The 18,847-nt window shown below is 67.7% G+C and carries 16 protein-coding genes and 5 pseudogenes; 14 read left to right on the top strand and 7 right to left on the bottom strand.

Annotation, left to right across the window (positions count from 1 at the left end; genetic code table 11):
* Positions 1–2 precede the first annotated feature (2 nt).
* The 3 genes from QCN29_RS32020 to QCN29_RS32010 all read right to left on the bottom strand — a co-directional run bounded on the left by QCN29_RS32020 (position 3) and on the right by QCN29_RS32010 (position 2,317).
* Positions 3–1,232 (bottom strand): IS256 family transposase, encoded by a 1,230-nt coding sequence (locus tag QCN29_RS32020; RefSeq protein ID WP_279932535.1) that lies wholly within the window; start codon positions 1,230–1,232, stop codon positions 3–5.
* A 279-nt stretch (positions 1,233–1,511) separates the two neighbouring features.
* The gene (locus tag QCN29_RS37235; RefSeq protein WP_398860389.1) at positions 1,512–1,793 is read right to left on the bottom strand and encodes a GNAT family N-acetyltransferase; all 282 of its coding nucleotides are present in this window, start codon (positions 1,791–1,793) and stop codon (positions 1,512–1,514) included.
* Between the two features lie 218 nt (positions 1,794–2,011).
* The gene (locus QCN29_RS32010) at positions 2,012–2,317 is read right to left on the bottom strand and encodes a hypothetical protein (protein WP_279932532.1); all 306 of its coding nucleotides are present in this window, start codon (positions 2,315–2,317) and stop codon (positions 2,012–2,014) included.
* Between the two features lie 880 nt (positions 2,318–3,197).
* Between QCN29_RS32010 and QCN29_RS32005 the strand changes: the two genes are divergently transcribed.
* The 7 genes and pseudogenes from QCN29_RS32005 to QCN29_RS37230 form a co-directional block, all read left to right on the top strand.
* Entirely contained in the window at positions 3,198–4,826 is a 1,629-nt protein-coding gene (locus QCN29_RS32005) for an alpha-galactosidase D (protein WP_279932530.1), read from the top strand.
* A gap of 176 nt (positions 4,827–5,002) precedes the next feature.
* A pseudogene (locus QCN29_RS32000) lies at positions 5,003–5,244 on the top strand (carbohydrate ABC transporter permease); the annotation flags it as partial.
* Positions 5,221–5,481, top strand: coding sequence for a transposase (locus QCN29_RS31995; RefSeq protein ID WP_279932542.1), 261 nt, complete (start codon positions 5,221–5,223; stop codon positions 5,479–5,481). The pseudogene QCN29_RS32000 and the gene QCN29_RS31995, both read left to right, overlap by 24 nt.
* On the top strand, positions 5,435–5,725 hold the full coding sequence (locus tag QCN29_RS31990; RefSeq protein WP_279932529.1) for an STAS domain-containing protein: 291 nt from the start codon (positions 5,435–5,437) through the stop codon (positions 5,723–5,725). The genes QCN29_RS31995 and QCN29_RS31990 overlap by 47 nt, the downstream gene beginning before the upstream one ends.
* A 157-nt stretch (positions 5,726–5,882) precedes the next feature.
* A complete protein-coding gene (locus QCN29_RS31985) occupies positions 5,883–6,326 on the top strand; it encodes a hypothetical protein (protein ID WP_279932528.1) in 444 nt (147 codons plus the stop codon).
* A 379-nt stretch (positions 6,327–6,705) separates the two neighbouring features.
* Positions 6,706–7,233, top strand: coding sequence for a transposase family protein (locus tag QCN29_RS31980; protein WP_279932527.1), 528 nt, complete (start codon positions 6,706–6,708; stop codon positions 7,231–7,233).
* A gap of 178 nt (positions 7,234–7,411) precedes the next feature.
* Positions 7,412–7,501, top strand: a pseudogene (locus QCN29_RS37230) (IS3 family transposase); the annotation flags it as partial.
* 310 nt (positions 7,502–7,811) lie between these two features.
* Here the strand turns inward: QCN29_RS37230 and QCN29_RS31975 are convergent.
* Positions 7,812–8,930, bottom strand: a pseudogene (locus tag QCN29_RS31975) (ISAzo13 family transposase); the annotation flags it as partial.
* A gap of 36 nt (positions 8,931–8,966) precedes the next feature.
* On the opposite strand from QCN29_RS31975, the pseudogene QCN29_RS31970 reads away from it, so the two are divergent.
* A pseudogene (locus tag QCN29_RS31970) lies at positions 8,967–9,092 on the top strand (ISAzo13-like element transposase-related protein); the annotation flags it as partial.
* Between the two features lie 141 nt (positions 9,093–9,233).
* Here QCN29_RS31970 and galK read toward each other — a convergent pair.
* Genes galK through galT form a run of 3 tightly spaced genes read right to left on the bottom strand, consistent with a single transcriptional unit; the run spans position 9,234 to position 12,441 of the window.
* Positions 9,234–10,367 carry a galactokinase gene (galK, locus tag QCN29_RS31965; protein ID WP_279932525.1) on the bottom strand — a complete coding sequence of 378 codons (1,134 nt, stop codon included), beginning with the start codon at positions 10,365–10,367 and terminating at the stop codon, positions 9,234–9,236.
* On the bottom strand, positions 10,367–11,338 hold the full coding sequence (galE, locus tag QCN29_RS31960) for a UDP-glucose 4-epimerase GalE (protein ID WP_279932524.1): 972 nt from the start codon (positions 11,336–11,338) through the stop codon (positions 10,367–10,369). The genes galK and galE overlap by 1 nt, the downstream gene beginning before the upstream one ends.
* Positions 11,335–12,441 carry a galactose-1-phosphate uridylyltransferase gene (gene galT, locus QCN29_RS31955; RefSeq protein WP_279932523.1) on the bottom strand — a complete coding sequence of 369 codons (1,107 nt, stop codon included), beginning with the start codon at positions 12,439–12,441 and terminating at the stop codon, positions 11,335–11,337. The genes galE and galT overlap by 4 nt, the downstream gene beginning before the upstream one ends.
* 363 nt (positions 12,442–12,804) lie before the next feature.
* Here galT and QCN29_RS31950 point away from each other — a divergent pair.
* From QCN29_RS31950 to QCN29_RS31925, 6 genes and pseudogenes are all read left to right on the top strand, one after another.
* Positions 12,805–12,879, top strand: a pseudogene (locus QCN29_RS31950) (HAD family phosphatase); the annotation flags it as partial.
* A 167-nt stretch (positions 12,880–13,046) separates the two neighbouring features.
* Positions 13,047–13,403 (top strand): transposase family protein, encoded by a 357-nt coding sequence (locus tag QCN29_RS31945; RefSeq protein ID WP_279932541.1) that lies wholly within the window; start codon positions 13,047–13,049, stop codon positions 13,401–13,403.
* A complete protein-coding gene (locus tag QCN29_RS31940) occupies positions 13,315–14,193 on the top strand; it encodes an ISAs1 family transposase (protein ID WP_279932539.1) in 879 nt (292 codons plus the stop codon). The genes QCN29_RS31945 and QCN29_RS31940 overlap by 89 nt, the downstream gene beginning before the upstream one ends.
* A 672-nt stretch (positions 14,194–14,865) precedes the next feature.
* Positions 14,866–15,915, top strand: coding sequence for a substrate-binding domain-containing protein (locus tag QCN29_RS31935; protein ID WP_279932521.1), 1,050 nt, complete (start codon positions 14,866–14,868; stop codon positions 15,913–15,915).
* A 201-nt stretch (positions 15,916–16,116) separates the two neighbouring features.
* Entirely contained in the window at positions 16,117–17,688 is a 1,572-nt protein-coding gene (locus QCN29_RS31930; RefSeq protein ID WP_279932520.1) for a sugar ABC transporter ATP-binding protein, read from the top strand.
* Positions 17,685–18,722: an ABC transporter permease gene (locus tag QCN29_RS31925; protein ID WP_279932519.1), complete on the top strand. Its 1,038-nt coding sequence runs from the start codon at positions 17,685–17,687 to the stop codon at positions 18,720–18,722. The genes QCN29_RS31930 and QCN29_RS31925 overlap by 4 nt, the downstream gene beginning before the upstream one ends.
* Positions 18,723–18,847: the final 125 nt, after the last annotated feature.

Here is an 18,847-nt window from a genome sequence, read left to right as displayed (position 1 = left end):
GGTCATGTCCCCTGTCGTGGTGTAGCCGGATCGATCTGATCTTTGTTCTGGGGGTAGAGCCTGTCCATGCTGTCGATGGGGAGATAGCGGCGGGGGAAGGCGATCCATTCGTCGTGCATCTCCACGAGCACGGCGGTGGTGAGGCGTTCGAGGGCGTCGTCGTTGGGGAAGATCTGCACGACGTCGTTCCGGCGTTTGATCTCGCGGTTGATCCGCTCCAGAGGGTTGGTCGACTGGATCTTCTTCCAGTGCCGATCGGGGAAGTCCGCGAACGCGGTCAGGTCCTCCTTCGCTTCCAGCAGCATGGCCTTGACCTTGGGAAACTGTCGCCCGAGCATGTCGGCCACGGTGTCCAGCTGGGTGCGGACGGCATCACCGTCGGGCTGGGCGAAGATCGTGCGGATGGTCGCGGCGACCATCTCGGCGGAGTCCTTCGGGATCACCGCGAAGACGTTGCGCAGGAAGTGAACGCGACAGCGCTGATAGCCGGCGCCGAGCATGACCTTGCGGACGGCCTTGACCAGGCCGGAGTGGTGGTCGGCGATGACCAGGCGGACTCCGTTCAGGCCGCGGGCCCTCAGAGAGCGCAGGAACTCGGTCCAGAACACCTCGGTCTCGCTGTCGCCAACCATCAGGCCGAGGACCTCCCGTCCGCCGTCCTCGGTGATGCCGGTGGCGATGACCACGGCCCGGGAGACGATCTGGTGGTCCACCCTCGCCTTGCAGTAGGTGGCGTCGAGGTAGACGTAAGGGAAGCGGGTGTGGTCCAGCGGGCGGGTGCGGAACACGCTCAGTTCGGCGTCCAGGGCACCGCAGATCCGGGAGACCTCGGACTTGGAGATGCCGGTGTCCCCGCCCAGGGCCTTGACCAGGTCGTCCACCGACCGGGTGGACACCCCGTGAACGTACGCCTCCATGATGACGGCGTAGAGGGCCTGGTCGATGCGGCGCCGACGTTCCAGCAGGCTGGGGTAGAAGCTGCCGGTGCGGACCTTGGGGATCGCCAGGTCCAGGTCCCCGGCCTGCGTGGTCAACACCTTCTCGCGGTGCCCGTTGCGCCAGGTCGTACGGGTCTCGGTGTGTTCCCCCGGCTCGGCCCCGATACGGGCGGTGGCCTCGGCCTCGATGAGTTCCTGCAGGATCCGCTGGGCCAGAACCCGGACCAACTCGATTCCGTCCGCCGTACGCAGTGACTCCATCAGCCGGAGTAAGTCATGCTGGGACAAGGCCATCGCGTCACCTCTCTCAACGAGCTTCGCTACTCGGAGAGTTGCGCGATGGCCACCCCATGACCAGGGGCTACGCGATGATCGCTGCTACACCACTCGACGGGACACCATCNGGGCCAGAACCCGGACCAACTCGATTCCGTCCGCCGTACGCAGTGACTCCATCAGCCGGAGTAAGTCATGCTGGGACAAGGCCATCGCGTCACCTCTCTCAACGAGCTTCGCTACTCGGAGAGTTGCGCGATGGCCACCCCATGACCAGGGGCTACGCGATGATCGCTGCTACACCACTCGACGGGACACCATCTTTCTCACTTCACACATGAGGGCGGAGCCGACTCCACGACCGCGAAAGTCGGGGTGGGTTTGAAGGTGGTTGACCGTGCCCCAGTGCCCGACGAGCCGGTAGGGATCGCGGTTGAGGACGACCCGTCCAGCAAGAACGCCGTCGAATCTGGCGGTGATGAGACGGCTGTGCTGTGGATGGAGGCGGCCGAGGAGCTTGTCCGTGACCGGCGCGACCTCGTCGTCCCAGACCGGCGGGAACGGGAACCCCCTCAGCACCGCCCGAGTTGGTGACCGCGATCCAGCAGTCGATCAGCTGGCGTCGGAGTTCGGGGTGACCTCGTGGGCGTCTGTGACCTGGGCGAGGTCAGGCATGTTTTCGTGTGTCATGAGAAAGAGAATGTCAGCGGGGACTGATGTCGGTGCATGGGTCAGGTTGTCGAGTTCCGGCGGCTGATCTCGGCGGCGTAGGCGCCCCAGTCTCCGGCGGTGGCTCGCTACCACTTGACCGCGACGGTGATGTCGATGCTGAGGGTGCGAGCAAGGACCGCGGCGGGCAGTTCGGTGGCAAGCTGGAACAGCGCGGTCGAGCGGGCCTCTGCGAGCCGGATGCCGAGTTTGCGGAGCCGTTCGCCCATGGCCCAGGCACTGATCGCGCGGCCTGGCTGGCCTCCAGGGAAGAGCCAGGGTGAGGTCGTGCGGCCGAGGACAGCATGGCTGCGGCGACTCTCGGGGAACGCCGTCTCCTGGGGAGAGGAAAACACCTCCTGCTGGAGTATTAAGCGGGCGTGGGAAGCGGGCACGTCGAGCATCGGATGCGTTCCGAGGTGAGGTGGCCGGAGGAGTACAGGGACTCCAACACTAAGCAACATGATCGGACGGAAATAAACATAGCGAGGGCTATGAGAACCCTGCCGCAGCCACGTGTCAAGAGCAGTCCTCCACCGAGCCCAAGCCGTTGTCAGCTGACCACTTGCGGCGCTCACGGCCGCGACCCCACCGGGCGCATGCCGAGAGGTCGCGGGCCTGCCTGGCATCGGCCGAATGCTCACGCTGCCGGCACTGTGGCGCGTAGCCCCGGCAGTTGCGCCCCCTCGTCCACCGCGCACGCGCACTCCATCGTGAGGCGCGGTCAACCCCAGCCCGCCCTCATCTGCATTCGACGCCATCCGTCACCGTTGGGCATATCGGCCCCCGGCTCGCCGGGCCAGCGGGCACGCGGGGCCCGGGCCGGGATGTCGGTGCATAAATGGCGGACATGCTCAGTGATACAGGAAGTGCAAGGCGTGATCGCGGCGAGCCGCGCCTGTCCGGTGCGGAGACTCGATCACCAGACGACCGCCGAGCGAAACTGGTGGGGCACGGGCTGACGAAGTTGCGGCGGGGGTCTTGACATGCAGTGGCGATGGTCGTGTAAATATGTCCCATCGTGTTTGAGTTCGTTTGATTGCTAGAGGGTGTGAGGCCCCCGGCTGTCGTCCGGGCTCTCAAACCCCATGCTGTCCGTCACCTCTGACCGCGACAGCACGCCAATTCGAGCCGCTCCGCAACGAGATCTGTGCTGCTAGTGAAGCGGTCCCATCCAGCGGCGACGGTAACAGTTGCCGCCCTCACCGCCCCGTCTCCCATCCGTCAGCCGCGTGGCATCCGTGGGTGCGCGCGCCCCCCCCGTAGGAGCTTTCCATGCACCTCAGACACACCAGGGCCCGGACCCGTCTCACGGCCTTGGTTTCCTCCCTGACCTTGCTGGCCGGCAGCGTACTCACAGCGATAACCCTGCAGGTGGCGGCCGCGCCTTCGGCCACGGCGCTGAACAACGGACTTGGCGCCACCCCGCAGATGGGCTGGAACAGCTGGAACGCCCACGGATGCAATGTCACCGAACAGCACATCAAAGACGCCGCCGACGCCATCGTGAACCTCCAGCTGAAGGACAAGGGTTACCAGTACGTCAACATCGACGACTGCTGGCAGGACTACACACGCGACGCGCAGGGCAACCTGCGATCGCACCCGACCCGGTTCCCCAGCGGGATCAAGGCCCTGGCCGACTACGTGCACGCTCGCGGCCTGAAGCTGGGCATCTATGCGACCCCGGGAACAGCAACCTGTGCCAACTTCTGGAACGGCTATCCCGGCAAGCTCGGGAGCCTGGGACACGAGCAGCAGGACGCCAACAAGTTCGCTGAGTGGGGGGTGGACTACCTCAAGTACGACTGGTGCCGGGCCAACCTGGACGGCGTCAACCGTGAGACGGCGTTCAAGGCCATGCGCGATGCTCTGCAGGCCACCAGCCGTCCGATCTTCTACAGTATCCACGACGAACCACAACAGCCCATCCCGTCGTGGCGGCCCGCCACAGCGAACTCCTGGCGGACCACGAGCGACATCAGGGACAACTGGTCGAGCATGATCAGCAGGGCCCACTTGAACCAGCCGCTCGCCTCCTGGGCCGGACCCGGGGCGTGGAACGACCCGGACATGCTGGAGGTCGGCAATGGCGGTATGACCGACGCCGAGTACCGCACCCACTTCAGCCTCTGGGCTGAGATGGCCGCCCCGCTGCTCATGGGGAACATACTGAGCAGCGCAAGCCCAGCGACGCTGCAGATCCTGGGCAACGCCGATGTGATCGCGGTGGACCAGGACCCGCTTGGCAAGCAGGGCACCGTGGTCTCCAGTTCGAGTGGGTTGGTCGTGATGTCGAAGGTGTTGGCCAACGGTGACCGGGCGGTCACACTCACCAACGAGACCACCACGACGCAGACCATCAGCACCACCGCGGCGGCCGTGGGAATCGGGGGCTACCCCTCTTACACGGTCAAGGACCTGTGGACCGGAGCGACCAGCACCAACACCAGTGGCACCTTCAGTGCCTCGGTGCCTTCCCACGACACAGTGATGTACCGGATCACCCCCGTCGGCAGCAGCGGTGCCGTGACGATCGAGGCGGAGGCGTCGGGCAACACCATCGCTGGTGCTGCCAGGGTCTCATCTTGCACCTCCTGCTCGGGCGGCAGCAAGGTCGGCTACATCGGCAACGGTGCGGCCAACTATGTCACCATCAACGGCGTCAACGTAAGCGCAGCCGGCTCACGCACCCTGACCATCTCCTACCTGGTCTCAGGCACACGCTCCTTCTACGTCAGCGTCAACGGCGGCCCCGACCAGCAGATCAGCGTCACCGGCTCCAGCTGGACCACGCCAGTCACGACGGCGATTCCCGTCCAGCTGAACGCCGGAGCGAACAGCATCAAGTTCCACAACGACACCGCCTACGCCCCAGACCTAGACAAGATCACGGTCAGCTGACGACCGTGTAGCCCGGCCTCGAAGCAGGGCGCCACGACCGCAGCGGGTGCGCCTCCAGCCCCGACCGCAAGTGACCCGGACTCTACCCGAGACCCTGGGACTCCCTTCCTGACCGACAAGATCCGCACTGCCCGTGGCCGACTCCATGAGTCGGCCACGGCTCTGCCTTGCCCGCCTCGATCGCCGCCGCGTCCCTGGTCTTCGCTCTCCCCTTCGGCCGTGACTACGGCATGATCAACTGGGTCCTCTGCCTGGTCGGCATCGACAACATCGACTGGCAGAACGACAGCTGGACCTCCCAGAACGCTACCTGGCGGTGATGCAGGCGATCCCGCAGGACCTGCACAAGTCGGCGGCCCTGGACGGCGCTGACCGGTGGCAGCAGTTCTTCCACGTGAAACTGCCGAGGCCGCAGATCAAGAAGCTGGCCGTCGACCTCGGCGTGCACCCCAAGGCTCTGCGCGGCTGGATCCGCCAGACCGAGGCGGACGCCGGCGAACGCGACGACCGTCTCACCACCGACGAACGCGCCGAACTGGTGGCCCTGCGCAAGGAGAACACCCAGCTCAAGCGGGCCCCGCCAGGTCAGCGGCGTGACCGTACTCGACATGAAGGGCAAGATCACCATTGGTGTCGGGGACGTCCGGCTCCGTGAGGCCGTGCATGAGGCCCTTGAGGGCGGCGCGAAGAACATCCTGCTCAATCTGGCGAGCGTCAGCGTGATCGACAGCGCAGGGATGGGCGAGCTCGTCTCGAGCTACACGCATGTCGCCAACGGCGGCGGGAAGCTCAAGCTGGTGAACCTGCCCCCGAAGATCACTGACATCCTGCAGGTGACTCAGTTGATCTCGGTCTTCGAGGTCTTCGACGATGAGGAGGAGGCTCTGGCCAGCTTCTGATCCGATTCTGCCTCGCCGGGAGCGGCCCTACCTCGCAGGTCTGTCGGGGTGCTCACGCTGACCGTGGGGCCAGTCCCGCAGAGTAGATATCGGGCGGAGTGGGTTGGTCTGACGGTTCCGGCTCGCTGCGGCTGGGCGGCCTTCTACGATCCTGTGCATGCTGGATCCCGAACTGCTGGAACGGATCACCGCGCGGCGTGCGGAACTGGACGAACTCGAAGAACAGCTGGCCGAGGTGCGGGCTGAGCGCGACGAACTCGCCGTCGCCGAACGGGTCCTCGAACGGATAGGTGAGGAGCTCACCGCCGAGCGTACCTCGGCCACGCCGGCGCCCGGGCACGTGGGCGGACGGGCGGTGATGCTGATCCCGCACCGCGAAGCGGGCGTTGAGGAGACCATGCTCCCGCCGGACTACCAGCGTATCCTCGCCGCTGTGCGGCAGGCCGCCGGACCGGTCATGGCCCGACAGGTCGGCGAAATGCTGGGAGTGGACATCAGCGCGAAGAGCAAGCTGGAACCGCTGCGCGGGAAGCTGCTCAGGCTGACCGACCGGGGCTGGCTGCGTAAACAGCCCGACGGCCGGTTCATCGCCCGCCTGTGAGCAGCCACTGCACCGCATGGGATAGCAAGGCACGAGCGTAACCGGGTTGTTCCCAGGGGCCGTTGGAACTGTGCGAAGAAAACCAAAGAACGCGCCGAGGACACCTGCCCGCTTGTCTACCAGTGCCGTCTGCCGCTGTCCATGCAGACCGTCAACCACCTCGCCGACCTGCTGCGGCGCCATCTGAAGGCGATCCGGTCCAGGTGGCGGATCCTGCCGCCCGGGAAGATCGCGGTGATCGTCCTGGCTGTACTGCGCCACGACCAGCGCCTGGCCGACATGGCCGGCGGCAACAACGTCTCCGAGTCCACCGTCCGACGCTGGCTGCGACGAGGCGATCGCCCTGCTCGCCGCGCGGGCCCCGCGCCTGGACCGCGCGTTGAAGAAGATCGCTCACCAGGGCGGGGAGGTCGTCCTGATCGATGGCACCCTCGTCCATACCCAGCGCCACACCGGGAAAGCCGACCGCAAGAACCACTCCGGCAAGCACCGCCACCACGGCCTGCACTTTCTCGCCCTCACCGACGAGAGGGGCCGCCTGGTGTGGATATCCGCCGCCCGGCCCGGCCGCACCCACGACAACACCGCCGCCCGCCACGACCACATCCTGGCCCACCTGCGCGCCGCCGGCCTCGGGGCGCTGGCGGACCTCGGTTTTCGCGGCCTGGACCACGACGTACTCGACCCCGTGATCGTCACCGGCTTCCATGCCAGCCGCACCCACAAGCTGACTCCCGGCGAGAAGGAAGCCAACCGCATCTTGGCCGTCGGACGTGCACCGGTCGAGCACGGCTTCGCCCACCTGAAGAACTGGCGGATCCTCGCGAAGCTCCGCACCGACCCTGCCCGCGCCACCCACCTCCTGCGCGCCCTGCTGGTCCTGACGAACCTTGAAATCGACCGCTGACGGACGATCTACGGCGCAGACTGTCGCCCACGACCAGGACGAGTACCCCGGAACACGGTCACACCAGCCCTGCTGACATGGGATTTTCAGGTTGGCGGAGGCCCAGTGCGTCCTGAGGGAACTGCACATCCTCTCGTCCACCTACTACCGCTGGCGCCGGGCCGGGGAGGGGCCGTGCGTGCGGCGTGGGCGTGACGTCGAGCTGACCGAGCGGATCAAGGAGATCCACACGGAATCCGGTGGCGTCTACGGCTCTCCGCGCGTGCATGCCACGCTCAAGGGAGGGCGTCCACGCCGGGCGCAAACGTGTCGAGCGGCTGATGCTCGAGGCCGACATCGCGGGTGTGAGCCCGAGACGGAAGGGCTTCACACGCCGCGACCCGAAGGCCACGCTCGCCCCGGACCTGGTGGAGCGGGACTTCACCGCACCCGGGCGACCCGGACGAGCGGATCCGGCAGCTGGAGGCCCGGGTGGCCGAGCTTGAGGCGAGCGAGCGGAAGCTGGCCGCCGAGCGGGACATCCTGCGCAAGGCGGCCAAGTATTTCGCCGGCGAGCCGAACTGGTGAGGAGCCGTAATTTAACTACTGCTTGAGTTGATCTCGTTGTCGTGCTGTTCGATCACTCGCTTCAAGGCTTCGAGCGTGCGAGGAGGACGGGTCCGGCGGAAGACGAGGACCCTGGCGAGTTCGGGCCCGGCGAATGCCAGCATCGGCTTGGACCTTCCGGCGCGGTAGCTCAGCACGTTGCGCTTGCGGCCCATCAGTTCGGCCGCGAGGGTCGGGGTGACGGTGTTGCGGCTGCGGAGCACGGCGGCCAGGACGCAGTGGCAGTGGTCGAGGGTGCCGAAGCCGGGGTTGCGACCGCGGCCGTCCCTGCCCGCGCTCTGGCGTTCGGCTTCGGTCAGGACCTGTTGGCACGGTTCGAGGTGGAGCACGAGCTGTTCGAACTGTTCTCGGGGCATGCCGGTGAGTGCGGGGTGGGTGAGGAGGAAGGTGGCCTCGGCCGACACCGGAGGCCCCGACTCGTCGCGTGGATCTTCCGGATGCTGCTGGTCGGGGTCCTGCGGGGCGATGGTGTAGTTCCACTCGCCGTGGAACTCATCGCGCTCGACCCGCCGCTCGACGCCCTTGCGCTCGGCCCGTGTGAGTGCGCGGCCGGTGGAGTACGCATTCTCGTCCAGCACGGCCTGGACCGTCAGTCCGGTGCTGGTGTGGGTGGCCGAGATGGTCTCCAGCAGCACTTCGTAGCTGGTCAGAGGCTGCCCGTGCAGGCTGTGGGTGATCCGGGAGAACAGTCGGTGTTCCACTTTGTTCCATTTTGAAGTACCCGGCGGGAAGTGCATGACGGTGATGCTCAGCCCGCACTCGTCGGCGAAGTCGGCCAGGCTCATCTTGAACAATCGGGAGTCGGCCGAGTTGGCCCCTCCGGCATCGGCGGTGACCAGCAAGCGGTCCACGCCGGGGTAGTCGAGGCATCCTTGGACCTTCCACCAGCGGCGCAGGGATTCCACCGCGAAGGCGGCGGTGTTGCGGTCGGTGCCCACATTCACCCAGCCGCTGTCGCGCCCCAAGTCATAGATGCCGTACGGGATGGCGACCTGGGTGTCGGGGGCGATGAAGTCGTGGTGCGGGGCGGTGATCGGCTGGCCTTTGGGGCGGTAGGTGCGGCCGGGCCGGGCGAAGTCGCCGATCGGGTCGGGTAGCGGGAGCACAGCAATGTGCTCCCGCTACCCGACCTGGTCGGCGACTACAAGAACGCCGGACAGCAGTGGCTGCCGGCGGGACGGCCAGTGCAGGTCTCCACCCATGACTTCCCCGACGCGCAGCTGGGCAAGGCGATTCAATACGGCGTGTACGACTACAGCACGCCGTCCCTGCGCGCCCGAGATAGCAGCCCTTGCTCCCTCGCCGTAGCAGCCTCTCTCCCTACCGGGGAGGAGCGGGGCGGCCGTAAGGAGCCGCACCGAGGACTGCAGGACACGGCGGGCTCACCCCCCCCATCAGCTGATGCGGCGGGCACCTGCGGAGGCGACGGCGGCGAAGATCCGCGGGGTCCTGCGCCTCGCCTGGTGGAAGGCCTTCTTCACTGTGCCGGCGACGGTGAGCGCTATGTTGGAGTCGACGAGAGCGATCACCGAGCCTCCGAATCCGCCGCCAGTCATCCGGGCCCCGAGTGCGCCTGCCTCCACCGCCGCGTTGACGGCCAGATCCGTCTCCGCGCAGGAGACGTCGTAGTCGTCCCGGAGTGAGACGTGCCCCGCGGTCAGGACCGGGCCCAGCCCTCGCAGGTCGCCCCCCTCCAGCAGCGCCACCGCCTGCTCGACCCTCACGTTCTCGCTCACCACGTGCCGCACCATTGGTACGAGGGCTCGCGGCAGTCGCGCCAGTACCCCCAGCAAGTCCTGCGGATTCACGTCGCGCAGCGTCTCCAGTCCGAGCACGGCGCAGGCATGCTGGCATGCGGCGCGCAGTCTGGCGTACTCGCCGTCGGCCAGGTTGTGTTTGACCCGGGTGTCGATCACCAGCAACCTCAGGCCCGCGCTCTCGATGTCGAACGGCACGTGCCGGATGGACAGATCACGGGTGTCGAGGAAGAGTGCTGCTCCCGGCTGCGCGCACAACGATGCCATCTGGTCCATGATCCCGCAGGGGACGCCGACGAACGTGTTCTCCGCATGCTGTGCCAGACGGGCCATCTCGGGGCTGTCGAGGCCGAGACCGTGCAGGTCGTTGAAGGCGGCGGCCACCGCACACTCGATCGCCGCCGAGGACGAGAGGCCGGCTCCGGTCGGCACATCGCTGTCGATGCGCACGTCGGCCCCGCCGACGGGGTACCCGGCCTCGCGAAGCGTCCAGACGACGGCAGCCGGATAGCGTACCCATCCGTCCACGCCGCCAGGTGTGAGAGCACGGACGTCCAGTTCGACCGCCGGACCCTGGCTCTGCTCGCTGTACAGGCGCAGCACACCGTCCTGCCTGGCCCTGACCGTTGCGCGAGCCGCGTGGGGGAGCGCGATCGGCAGAACCAGACCGTCGTTGTAGTCGGTGTGCTCACCGATGAGGTTGACCCGGCCGGGGGCTCGCCAGACCCCGGCCCCGATGCCTGCGCCAGCGCCTTCTCGGATGGTGCCCATCACTGTTGCGGCCCTCTCATGCTCAGATTGATGAAGGTCCAGGCGTCGGCGACGATGCCGTCCAGCCCCGGGCGGCTCGGCTGCCACCCGAGCACCTCGTGCGCACGTCTGGCCGAGGCCACCAGGACAGCCGGGTCGCCGGGGCGGCGTCCCGCATGGACAACCGGGACCCTTCGGTCGGTGACACGCTCGACGGACGCGATGACCTCACGCACCGAGAAGCCGCTGCCGTTGCCCAGGTTGCAGATCAGGTGCTCGCCGGGCTTGGCGGCGTCCAAGGCCAGCAGGTGGGCCTGGGCCAAATCGGCGACATGGATGTAATCACGGATGCAGGTGCCGTCCGGGGTCGGGTAGTCGTCCCCGTACACGGCGACGTGCGGGCGCTGCCCGAGCGCGGCCTGCAGGACCAGTGGGATCAGATGGGACTCCGGCTCGTGCCGCTCCCCGTGCACACCGTACGCTCCGGCCACGTTGAAGTAGCGCAGCGAGACAGCGGCCAGTCCGTGGGCGAGGGCCTCACTGGTGATCAGTTGGTCGACGGCTAGCTTGGTGGCCCCGTAGGCGCTGGCCGGGAGGGTACGGGCATCCTCCTCAACCGGCACGGCTTCGGGCTCCCCATACACGGCGGCGCTCGAGGAGAACACCAGCGTGCCGATACCCGCCCTGCGCATCGCGCTGACCAGCTCCAGTGAACCCGCCACGTTGTTGCGCCAATACTTCTCCGGATCCGCGACCGACTCGCAGACCTGCGAGGAGGCGGCGAAATGCAGGACCGCGGCGAACGAGGAGTCCAGCACCCGCCCGGCCTCCTGGACCCGCCCGCGGACGAACCGCGCACCGGCCGGCACCGCCTCGGCGAAGCCGGTCGACTCGTCGTCCAGGACCGTCACCTCGTGGCCCGCCTCCAGCAGGTGGGCGGCGACCACGCTGCCGATGTAGCCGGCACCGCCCGTGACCAGGTACCTGCTCACGACGCCACCTCCCGGAGACGCCGCGCGGCGGCCTCGGGCACCACGTCGTTGACGAAGGCACCCACGCCCGACTCTACTCCAGCGAGGAACTTCAGCTTCCCCGCAGTGCGACGAATGGTGAAGAGCTCAAGGTGCAGGGCCATCTCCTGTCCGTGACCCGCGGGCGCCTGATGCCACGCGGCGATATAGGGCGTCGGCTGCGCCTTCCCGTGCTGATCGCCTTCGACGAACAGCCGGTCGAAGCGCTTCAGCAGTTCCAGGTAAAGGCGGGGAAACTCCGCGCGCTCCACCTCGGTGAGCGCGGTCAGGTTGGGGACACGCCGGTGGGGATACACATGCACTTCGTGCGGCCAGCGGGCAGCGAACGGGACAAAGGCCGTCCAATGCTCCCCGGCCAGCACCACCCGTACGGGGTCGGCGCGTTCGGCGGTGAGCAGGTCCTCGAACAAATTGCGGCCGGTGGCAGCGCGATACCGCCCTGCCTGTTCGATGACACGGGAGGTGCGAGGCGGGATGAACGGGAAGGCGTAGATCTGCCCATGCGGGTGGGCCAGAGTGACGCCGATCTCCGCACCCCGGTTCTCAAACACGTATACCTGCTGGACATCGGGCAGCGCGGAGAGCTCCGCCGTCCGGTCCGTCCATGTGTCGAGGACGAGGCGCGCCCGTGGCTCGGACAGACCGGCGAAGGAGGTTGCATGTTCGGCGGTGAAACAGACCACCTCGCAACGCCCTGTGCCGGGCACGGCCTTGGCCGCCGGGTGGCCGGGGCCGACACCGCTGACAGCTGCGTCGGCGGCCAGTGACGGGAACCTGTTCTCGAAGACGACCACATGGTAGTCCTCGTCCGGAATCTCGCTGAGCCGCCCCTCGCGTGAGGGGCACAGCGGGCACTCGTCCGCCGGCGGCTGGTAGGTGCGTGCCTGCCGGTGACCGGCAATGGTCACCCAGTCCCCGGTGACCGGGTCCAGGCGGATCTCGGATCGGCTCGCTCCTGGCTCGAGTGGACGCAGATCGCCGGCCCCGGTGCGGGGAGGGGCGCCCTCTGGATCGAAGTAGATGAGCTCACGGCCGTCCGCAAGCTTGACCGAGGTCTTGTTCACATGGCTTCCTTCCCTAGGGCCCGCCCTCTTCTACACGAACCGACAAGCCCTGAACATATTCGAACACAAAGGAACACCCGTCAACACTTGGAGGGTGTCGGCTGGAACACGCCGGTTGACGCCGCCCGCCGGCGGCCGCAGGCGCGCTACGGGGACCGGGCCGGAAACCGGGGTCTCGCCGGGGCCACCGCTTGGCCGCCACAAGGCGGTCAGGTGCCTCCGTACACAGCGAACACGTAGCCCGGGCGGGATCCGGCAGCTCGGGCGGGCCATGCCCCGGAGGGGGGAGATGGCAGTGTCTCTGTCGATCACGTGAGCGGGCGGTCTGTGCTCGCTGCTCAGGAACAAAGAGGGTGAGCTCGCGTGACCGCGACGTGCGTCATTCTCGACATCGGCGGCGTACTGGAGATCACGCCGGAAACCGGGTGGGTGCAACGGCAGGGGTGCATGAGGCGGATCGGTCCGGTTCGCGCGTCTCATCTGCGACGTCGCGTCATACTCTGTTCTGGGGCCGGGAAGCAGTGCAGGCACGGCACCGGTGATCATGTGGTTGTCGAGACCCATGAGAACCGAACGAGACCGTGCCTGCTCCTGCATCATCTACCATGCCCGTCGCGTTGGAGCACCTGGCCCGCGCTCCTTCTTCCGCACCCCTCATCGACGCTGCCGGTCTGCGACCCTTTCTGGAAGCGGTGCCCGACCCGCGGGACCGCAGGGGCCGCCGGCACCCGCTGTCCGCGCTGCTGGCGGCGGCCGCGGCTGCCGTGCTCGCCGGCGCACGCTCCCTGGCCGCGATCGGCGAGTGGATCACGGACGATCGGTTTCACCCCGGACCCCCTGACCGAGCAGGTGGTGGCACCGCACCCGGCGACAATGCGCCGTCTGTTCGCCCGCGTGGACGGCGACGCGCTGGATGCCGCAGTCAGCGCCTTCCTGTACGCACGGACAGCCCCCGCCCGTGAGCCAGGCGCGCTGCGGCCGATCGCGGTGGACGGCAAGACCGTCCGTGGCTCACGCACCCGGACCACCGTGGCGATCTCGCTGCTGTCAGCGATGGCACATAGCGGAGAGGTCCTCGCCCAGCGCCAGGTCGCCGACAAGAGCAACAAAATCCCCTCCTTCGCGCCACTGCTGGACGGCGTCGAACTCAGCCGTGCCGTGATCACGACGCACGCCCTGCACACCCAGCACGGCCACGGCGCCTACCTGCACTCGCCAGGAGCCCACTACATCGCCATCGTGAAGAAGAACCACCCCGGCCTCTTCGACCGCGTCCACACCCCGCCCTGGCGCGAGATCACGCTCGATCACTACGAACGCACCCGGGCCCACCTCCGCATCGAGATTCGCCGGCTGAAGACCGCCGTGTTCGCCCACCTCGACTACCCTGACGCCCGCCAGGCCCTCCAAGTCGTGCACTGGAGACGGGACCTCGGCTCGGGCAAACTGACCGCCGAATGCGTCTACCTGATCACCAGCCTGCCGCCCCGTACGACCACCGGAGCCCAGCTCGCTTCCTGGATCAGAGGTCACTGGGGTATCGAGAACCTCCTCCACCACGTCTGCGACCGGACCTTCCGCGAGGACGGCTCCAAAATCCGTACCGCTCAACTGCCCCGCACTATGGCCAGCCTCCGCAACCTGGTCATCGGCCTCCACCGGCAAGCCGGCCAGAAGAACAGCGCAGCCGCCCTGCGACGAACGGCCCGCGACTACCGCCGGCCCCTGGCCCTCCTCGGCCTCACCGGATGAAACCGGACAAGATCACCTCAAGCAAAGACCCTGGTCACGACACCGGGAAAGCGACCATGACACCCCTCCAGTCCTGCGCACCTCGCGGCACCGTACGTCTGCACCAGCTCGGGCGGCCTGCCGCGGCACCTGCACCTGCCGCTCGCTGCCCACAGGGGCGCGAACGTCGTCCTCCGTCCCCGACCCGGCCCCGGCTCGATACCCTGCGGGCAATCGTGCGGCGCCCAGCTGATTCCTGCGTTCCGCGCCGCCGACGGTCCACGCGCGGCCGTCGCCAAGGAGCCCGCAGAGGGCCTGCGGCGAGGATCTCCGCACGGTCCGCCCTGGACGCCGCTTCCGGGACCCTTCTCGCCTCCGGTGGAATCGCGCCCGCGCCCAACGGAACCGATGCCTCCTCGCAGGACAGGATCCCGGTCGCCGTCGTAACCGCCGCGCCGGATGGTCACAAGGTGATTTCGGCGGACGCATCGACTTGACGCCGGGCAGGCAACCCGGCTGTCATATGTTGTATCCCGTTGGAACATGTTGATTCATGGGTGAATTGGTTGCGGGGCTCGGCGTAGCAGTAGCCAAAGCAGTTTCCCGCCCACCCACGGTCTGGCGTCACACCCCGATACCGTCTCTTCCCTCGCACCACGCGCCATCTCCGGCGTACGCTCGAAGGAGCTCTCCATGATCCGCACCACCACCATCGGCCGCGCCGTCACCTCGATAGGCCTGCTGCTCGCCCTCGGCACCACTACTGCCTGCTCCAGCGGTCAGGAGTCCGCCAAGGGCGCCGACGCCCCGCCTGCCACGGTGAGCGGCAAGATCTCGATGACCTACCTGCAGAAGCAGGGCGACCAGGAATACTTCGTCGGTGAGGCAGCCGGTGCGAAGGCGAAGGCCGAAGAACTGGGCGTGGAGCTGAAGGTCGTGAACCTCGGTAACGACGCCAACAAGACGATCAGCGAGGTCCAGTCGGCCATCGCGCAGAAGACCAACGGCGTCATCGTCGTCGTGCCGGACCCGGCGGTCGGTCCGCAGGTCGTTCAGGCTGCGAAGGACGCAGGAGTGGCGCTGCTGACCTCGGACGACCAGATCTGCACCAGCGGCCCCGACCCGTCGGCATGTGCGAAGGACGACCTGGTGCCCCGGATCGGCTTCTCCGGCGAGCAGATGGGCGGCGAGGTCGGCAAGCGAGCGGCCGAGGAGTTCCTCAAGGCCGGCTGGGCCCCCGCCGAGACAAGGACCATCTCCGCGTGGAAGCAGGACGTCACCGTCTGCAGTGACCGCGTGAACGCCGCCAAGGAGGCGTTCACGGCCGTTGCCTCCAAGGTGCGGAACATCGACGTCGCCACCGACAACACTCCCACCGGTGCCCAGGACAAGATCGCCGCGACTATCACCGCCAACCCCACCGTCAAGAACTGGGTGATCTGGGGCTGCAACGACGAGAACGTCCAGGGCGGTGTCACCGCGATGGAGAACGCCGGCATCGGTTCCGACAGGGTCATCGGAATCGGGCTCGGCGCCTACCTTGCCTGCAAGAACTGGGACGGCGGCAAGCCCTCGGGCATGAAGGCCGCCCTGTTTATCAACGGCAAGGACGTGGGCGCACTCGCCGTCCAGACGATGTACGACAAGCTCAAGAACGGCAAGGACTTCCCGCAGGAAGCGTTCGCACCGACCACCATGGTCGACCCGGCCAGCTGGAAGTCCGCAGGCGTCACCTGCAACTGACACCCCTGAACCGGCCAGCCCCCCCCGATCCCCCACATCGGGAGCGGCCATCGCTCCTCCGGCCCCGGTTCCTGCTGCACTACCGGGGCCGGAGGCGACGCCCCCTTGCCGACCCGCCCTTCGACGAGATATGCCTGCGGACGCGGCCCGCTCCCGTACGACAGGCTTTGCCACCCTCCCGCACGACCGAAGGCAGCCATCATGAGCAGAGCCCACGACACGAACTCGGATCTCCGCCCCCGCACCGCCCCGCACCCCTCCGCCGGCGTGCGACACCTCTCCAAGCGGTTCGGCGTGGTGTGGGCCCTGAAGGATGTCACCCTCGACTTCCCAGCCGGCCAGATTACCGCCCTGATGGGCGAGAACGGCGCCGGGAAGTCCACCCTACTGAAGATCCTCGCAGGTGACCACCAGCCCACCGAGGGCAGTGCCATCCTGGACGACCAGGCCGTCCAGCTCTCCTCACCGACCGACGCCCGCCGCCTGGGTATCCGGATCATCCCACAGGAACCGGAGATCATCCCGCACGTCTCCGTCGCAGAGAACGTCTACGCCGGCCTTCTGCCCCGCAGGGCCGGGCGCCGACTGGACCGCGCCGAGCTGCGCCGCCGCGTCACCGCCGACCTGAACCGACTCGGCTTCGAGAAGGTCCTCGACCCAGACCTGCTCGGCTCACAGCTCACCCCCGCCCAGCGCCAGCTGGTCGAGATCCTGCGGGCGCTGACGGGCGATGCGAAGATCATCGCCTTCGACGAACCCACCTCCTCGCTATCCGAGAACGAGGTCGAGGCGCTGTTCACGCTCATCCGCCGGCTCCGGGACGACGGCGTCGCTGTCGTCTACGTCTCCCATCGCATGCAGGAGATCTTCCAACTCGCCGACCGCATCGCAGTCCTGCGCGACGGCACCCTCGCCGGAGTGCAGCGGGCCGCCGCCACGAACGAAGGCGAACTCGTCCGTCTGATGGTCGGCCGCGACCTGTCCACGATGTTCTCGCGCACCCGTGTGGCCACCGGCCCGCTGGTGCTGGACGTCCGCGGCCTCACCACCGATGACGTCACCGACATCGACCTGCAGATCCACGCCGGCGAGATCGTCGGTCTGGCCGGTCTGGTCGGTGCCGGGCGCTCCGAGATGGCCTTGGCCCTCGCCGGCGACCGGCCTGTCCGCTCCGGCACCATCACCCTCGACGGCAGGGTCCTGCCCTCCGGCGACCCCGGGGCCGTCATCCGTGCGGGCCTGGGCCTGGCCCCCGAGGAACGCAAGGCCCAGGCGCTCTTCCTGCGCCGCTCGATCCGCGACAATACGTCCACTGTCGTCCTCGCCCGCCTGCGTCGCCTGCGTTTCGTCAGGCGGGGCGCGGAACGCGAGCTCGCCCAGCAGTACACCGACCGCCTGCGGGTACGAACCCCTTCCATCGAGCACGAGGTGCGCAAGCTCTCGGGCGGCAACCAGCAGAAGGTTGTCCTCGCCCGCTGGCTCGCGCGCAAGCCCAAGGTCCTGATCCTGGACGAGCCCACCCGCGGCATCGATGTCGGCGCCAAGGCCGAGATTTACCACATCATCGCCGGCCTCGCCGCCGAGGGCATCGCTGTCCTGGTCATCTCCTCCGAGCTCCCCGAGGTCCTCGGGCTCGCGGACCGTGTCGTCGTGATGCAGAACGGCCGTATCACTGGCGAGCTTGCCCGTGACCAAGCCACCGAGGAAGCCATCCTCAACCTCGCCATGGCCGACGATCTCGCCCCTGCCCTCATCTCTGGAGCAACCTCATGAGCACCACCATCACCAAGCCTCCCACGGCCACGGGGGCACATCGTGGCCCCGTACCGAGCCGGTTCGCGTTCCTGACTGCGGCCGTCGGCGGGCAGAACCTCAGTCTGGTCGGCGCACTGGTCGTAGTGCTCGCTCTGTTCGGCATCCTCGACGACAACTATCTCAGCCTCTCCAATATGCAGGTCATCGCCGAGGCGGCCACCATCATCGGCCTGCTCGCGGTCGTCCAGACCGTCGTCATCATCTGCAGCGGGCTCGACATCTCGGTCGGATCCCAGACCGGCGTCGCCTCCGTCATCAGCGCCATGGCCTTCACCGTCACCGGCGCCAACGCCTACCTCGGCGTGGCAGCCGCCGTCGGCATCGGCCTGCTCATCGGTGTCCTCAACGGTGTGATCATCGTCTACGGCCGCGTCAACCCCACCATCGCCACCCTCGCCGGCCTCGCCGCCTACAAGGGCCTCGCCCAGCTTCTCTCCGACGGCCGCGCCCAGGGCTACGTCCTCAACGACGACGTCTTCGTCTTCCTCGGCCGCGGAAAGATCGCCGGACTCCCAGTCATGGTCTGGATCCTCATCCTCGTCTCCCTCGCCGTCCATATCCTGCTCAAGTACACTGACATCGGCCGCAACCTCTACGCCATCGGCGGCAACGACACCGCCGCCCGCCTGGTCGGCATCAACATCAACAAGTATCTGATCGCCGTCTACGCCCTGATCGGCATCGTTGCTGCGATCGCCGGCGTCCTCCTGACAGCGCGTACCGGCAGCGGTCAGCCCGTCTCCGGCAGCGAGGGGCTCGAACTCAAGGCCATCACCGCCGCCGCCCTCGGCGGCGCAGCCCTCAAGGGCGGCAAGGGCGGTATCGGCGGCACTCTCCTCGCCGTCGCCCTGCTCGGCGCCTTGGAGAACGGACTCACCGTCCAGGGCATCAACTCATTCTGGCAGAACGTCGCCCAAGGTGCCCTGCTGGTGATCGCCGTCGTCATCCAGCAGCGCCGCAGCGGCGAGCGCGCGATAGGGCTGCCCGCCTGACCGCCGCCCCCGGCCGACGGGGGTCGCCGAGGGCCGACCGCACCGCCGAGGCTGCCGGACCCACCGGACCCGGCAGCCGCACAAGCGACCCGGATCCCACCAGACCCGGTGGCTCGACGTCCTCC

The sequence above is a fragment of the Streptomyces chengmaiensis genome (genome assembly GCF_029846775.1).
In the GTDB taxonomy this organism is placed as follows: domain Bacteria; phylum Actinomycetota; class Actinomycetes; order Streptomycetales; family Streptomycetaceae; genus Streptomyces; species Streptomyces chengmaiensis.
Note: the sequence above shows the minus strand (reverse complement) of the source record. Positions and strands in the feature narration are given on the sequence as shown.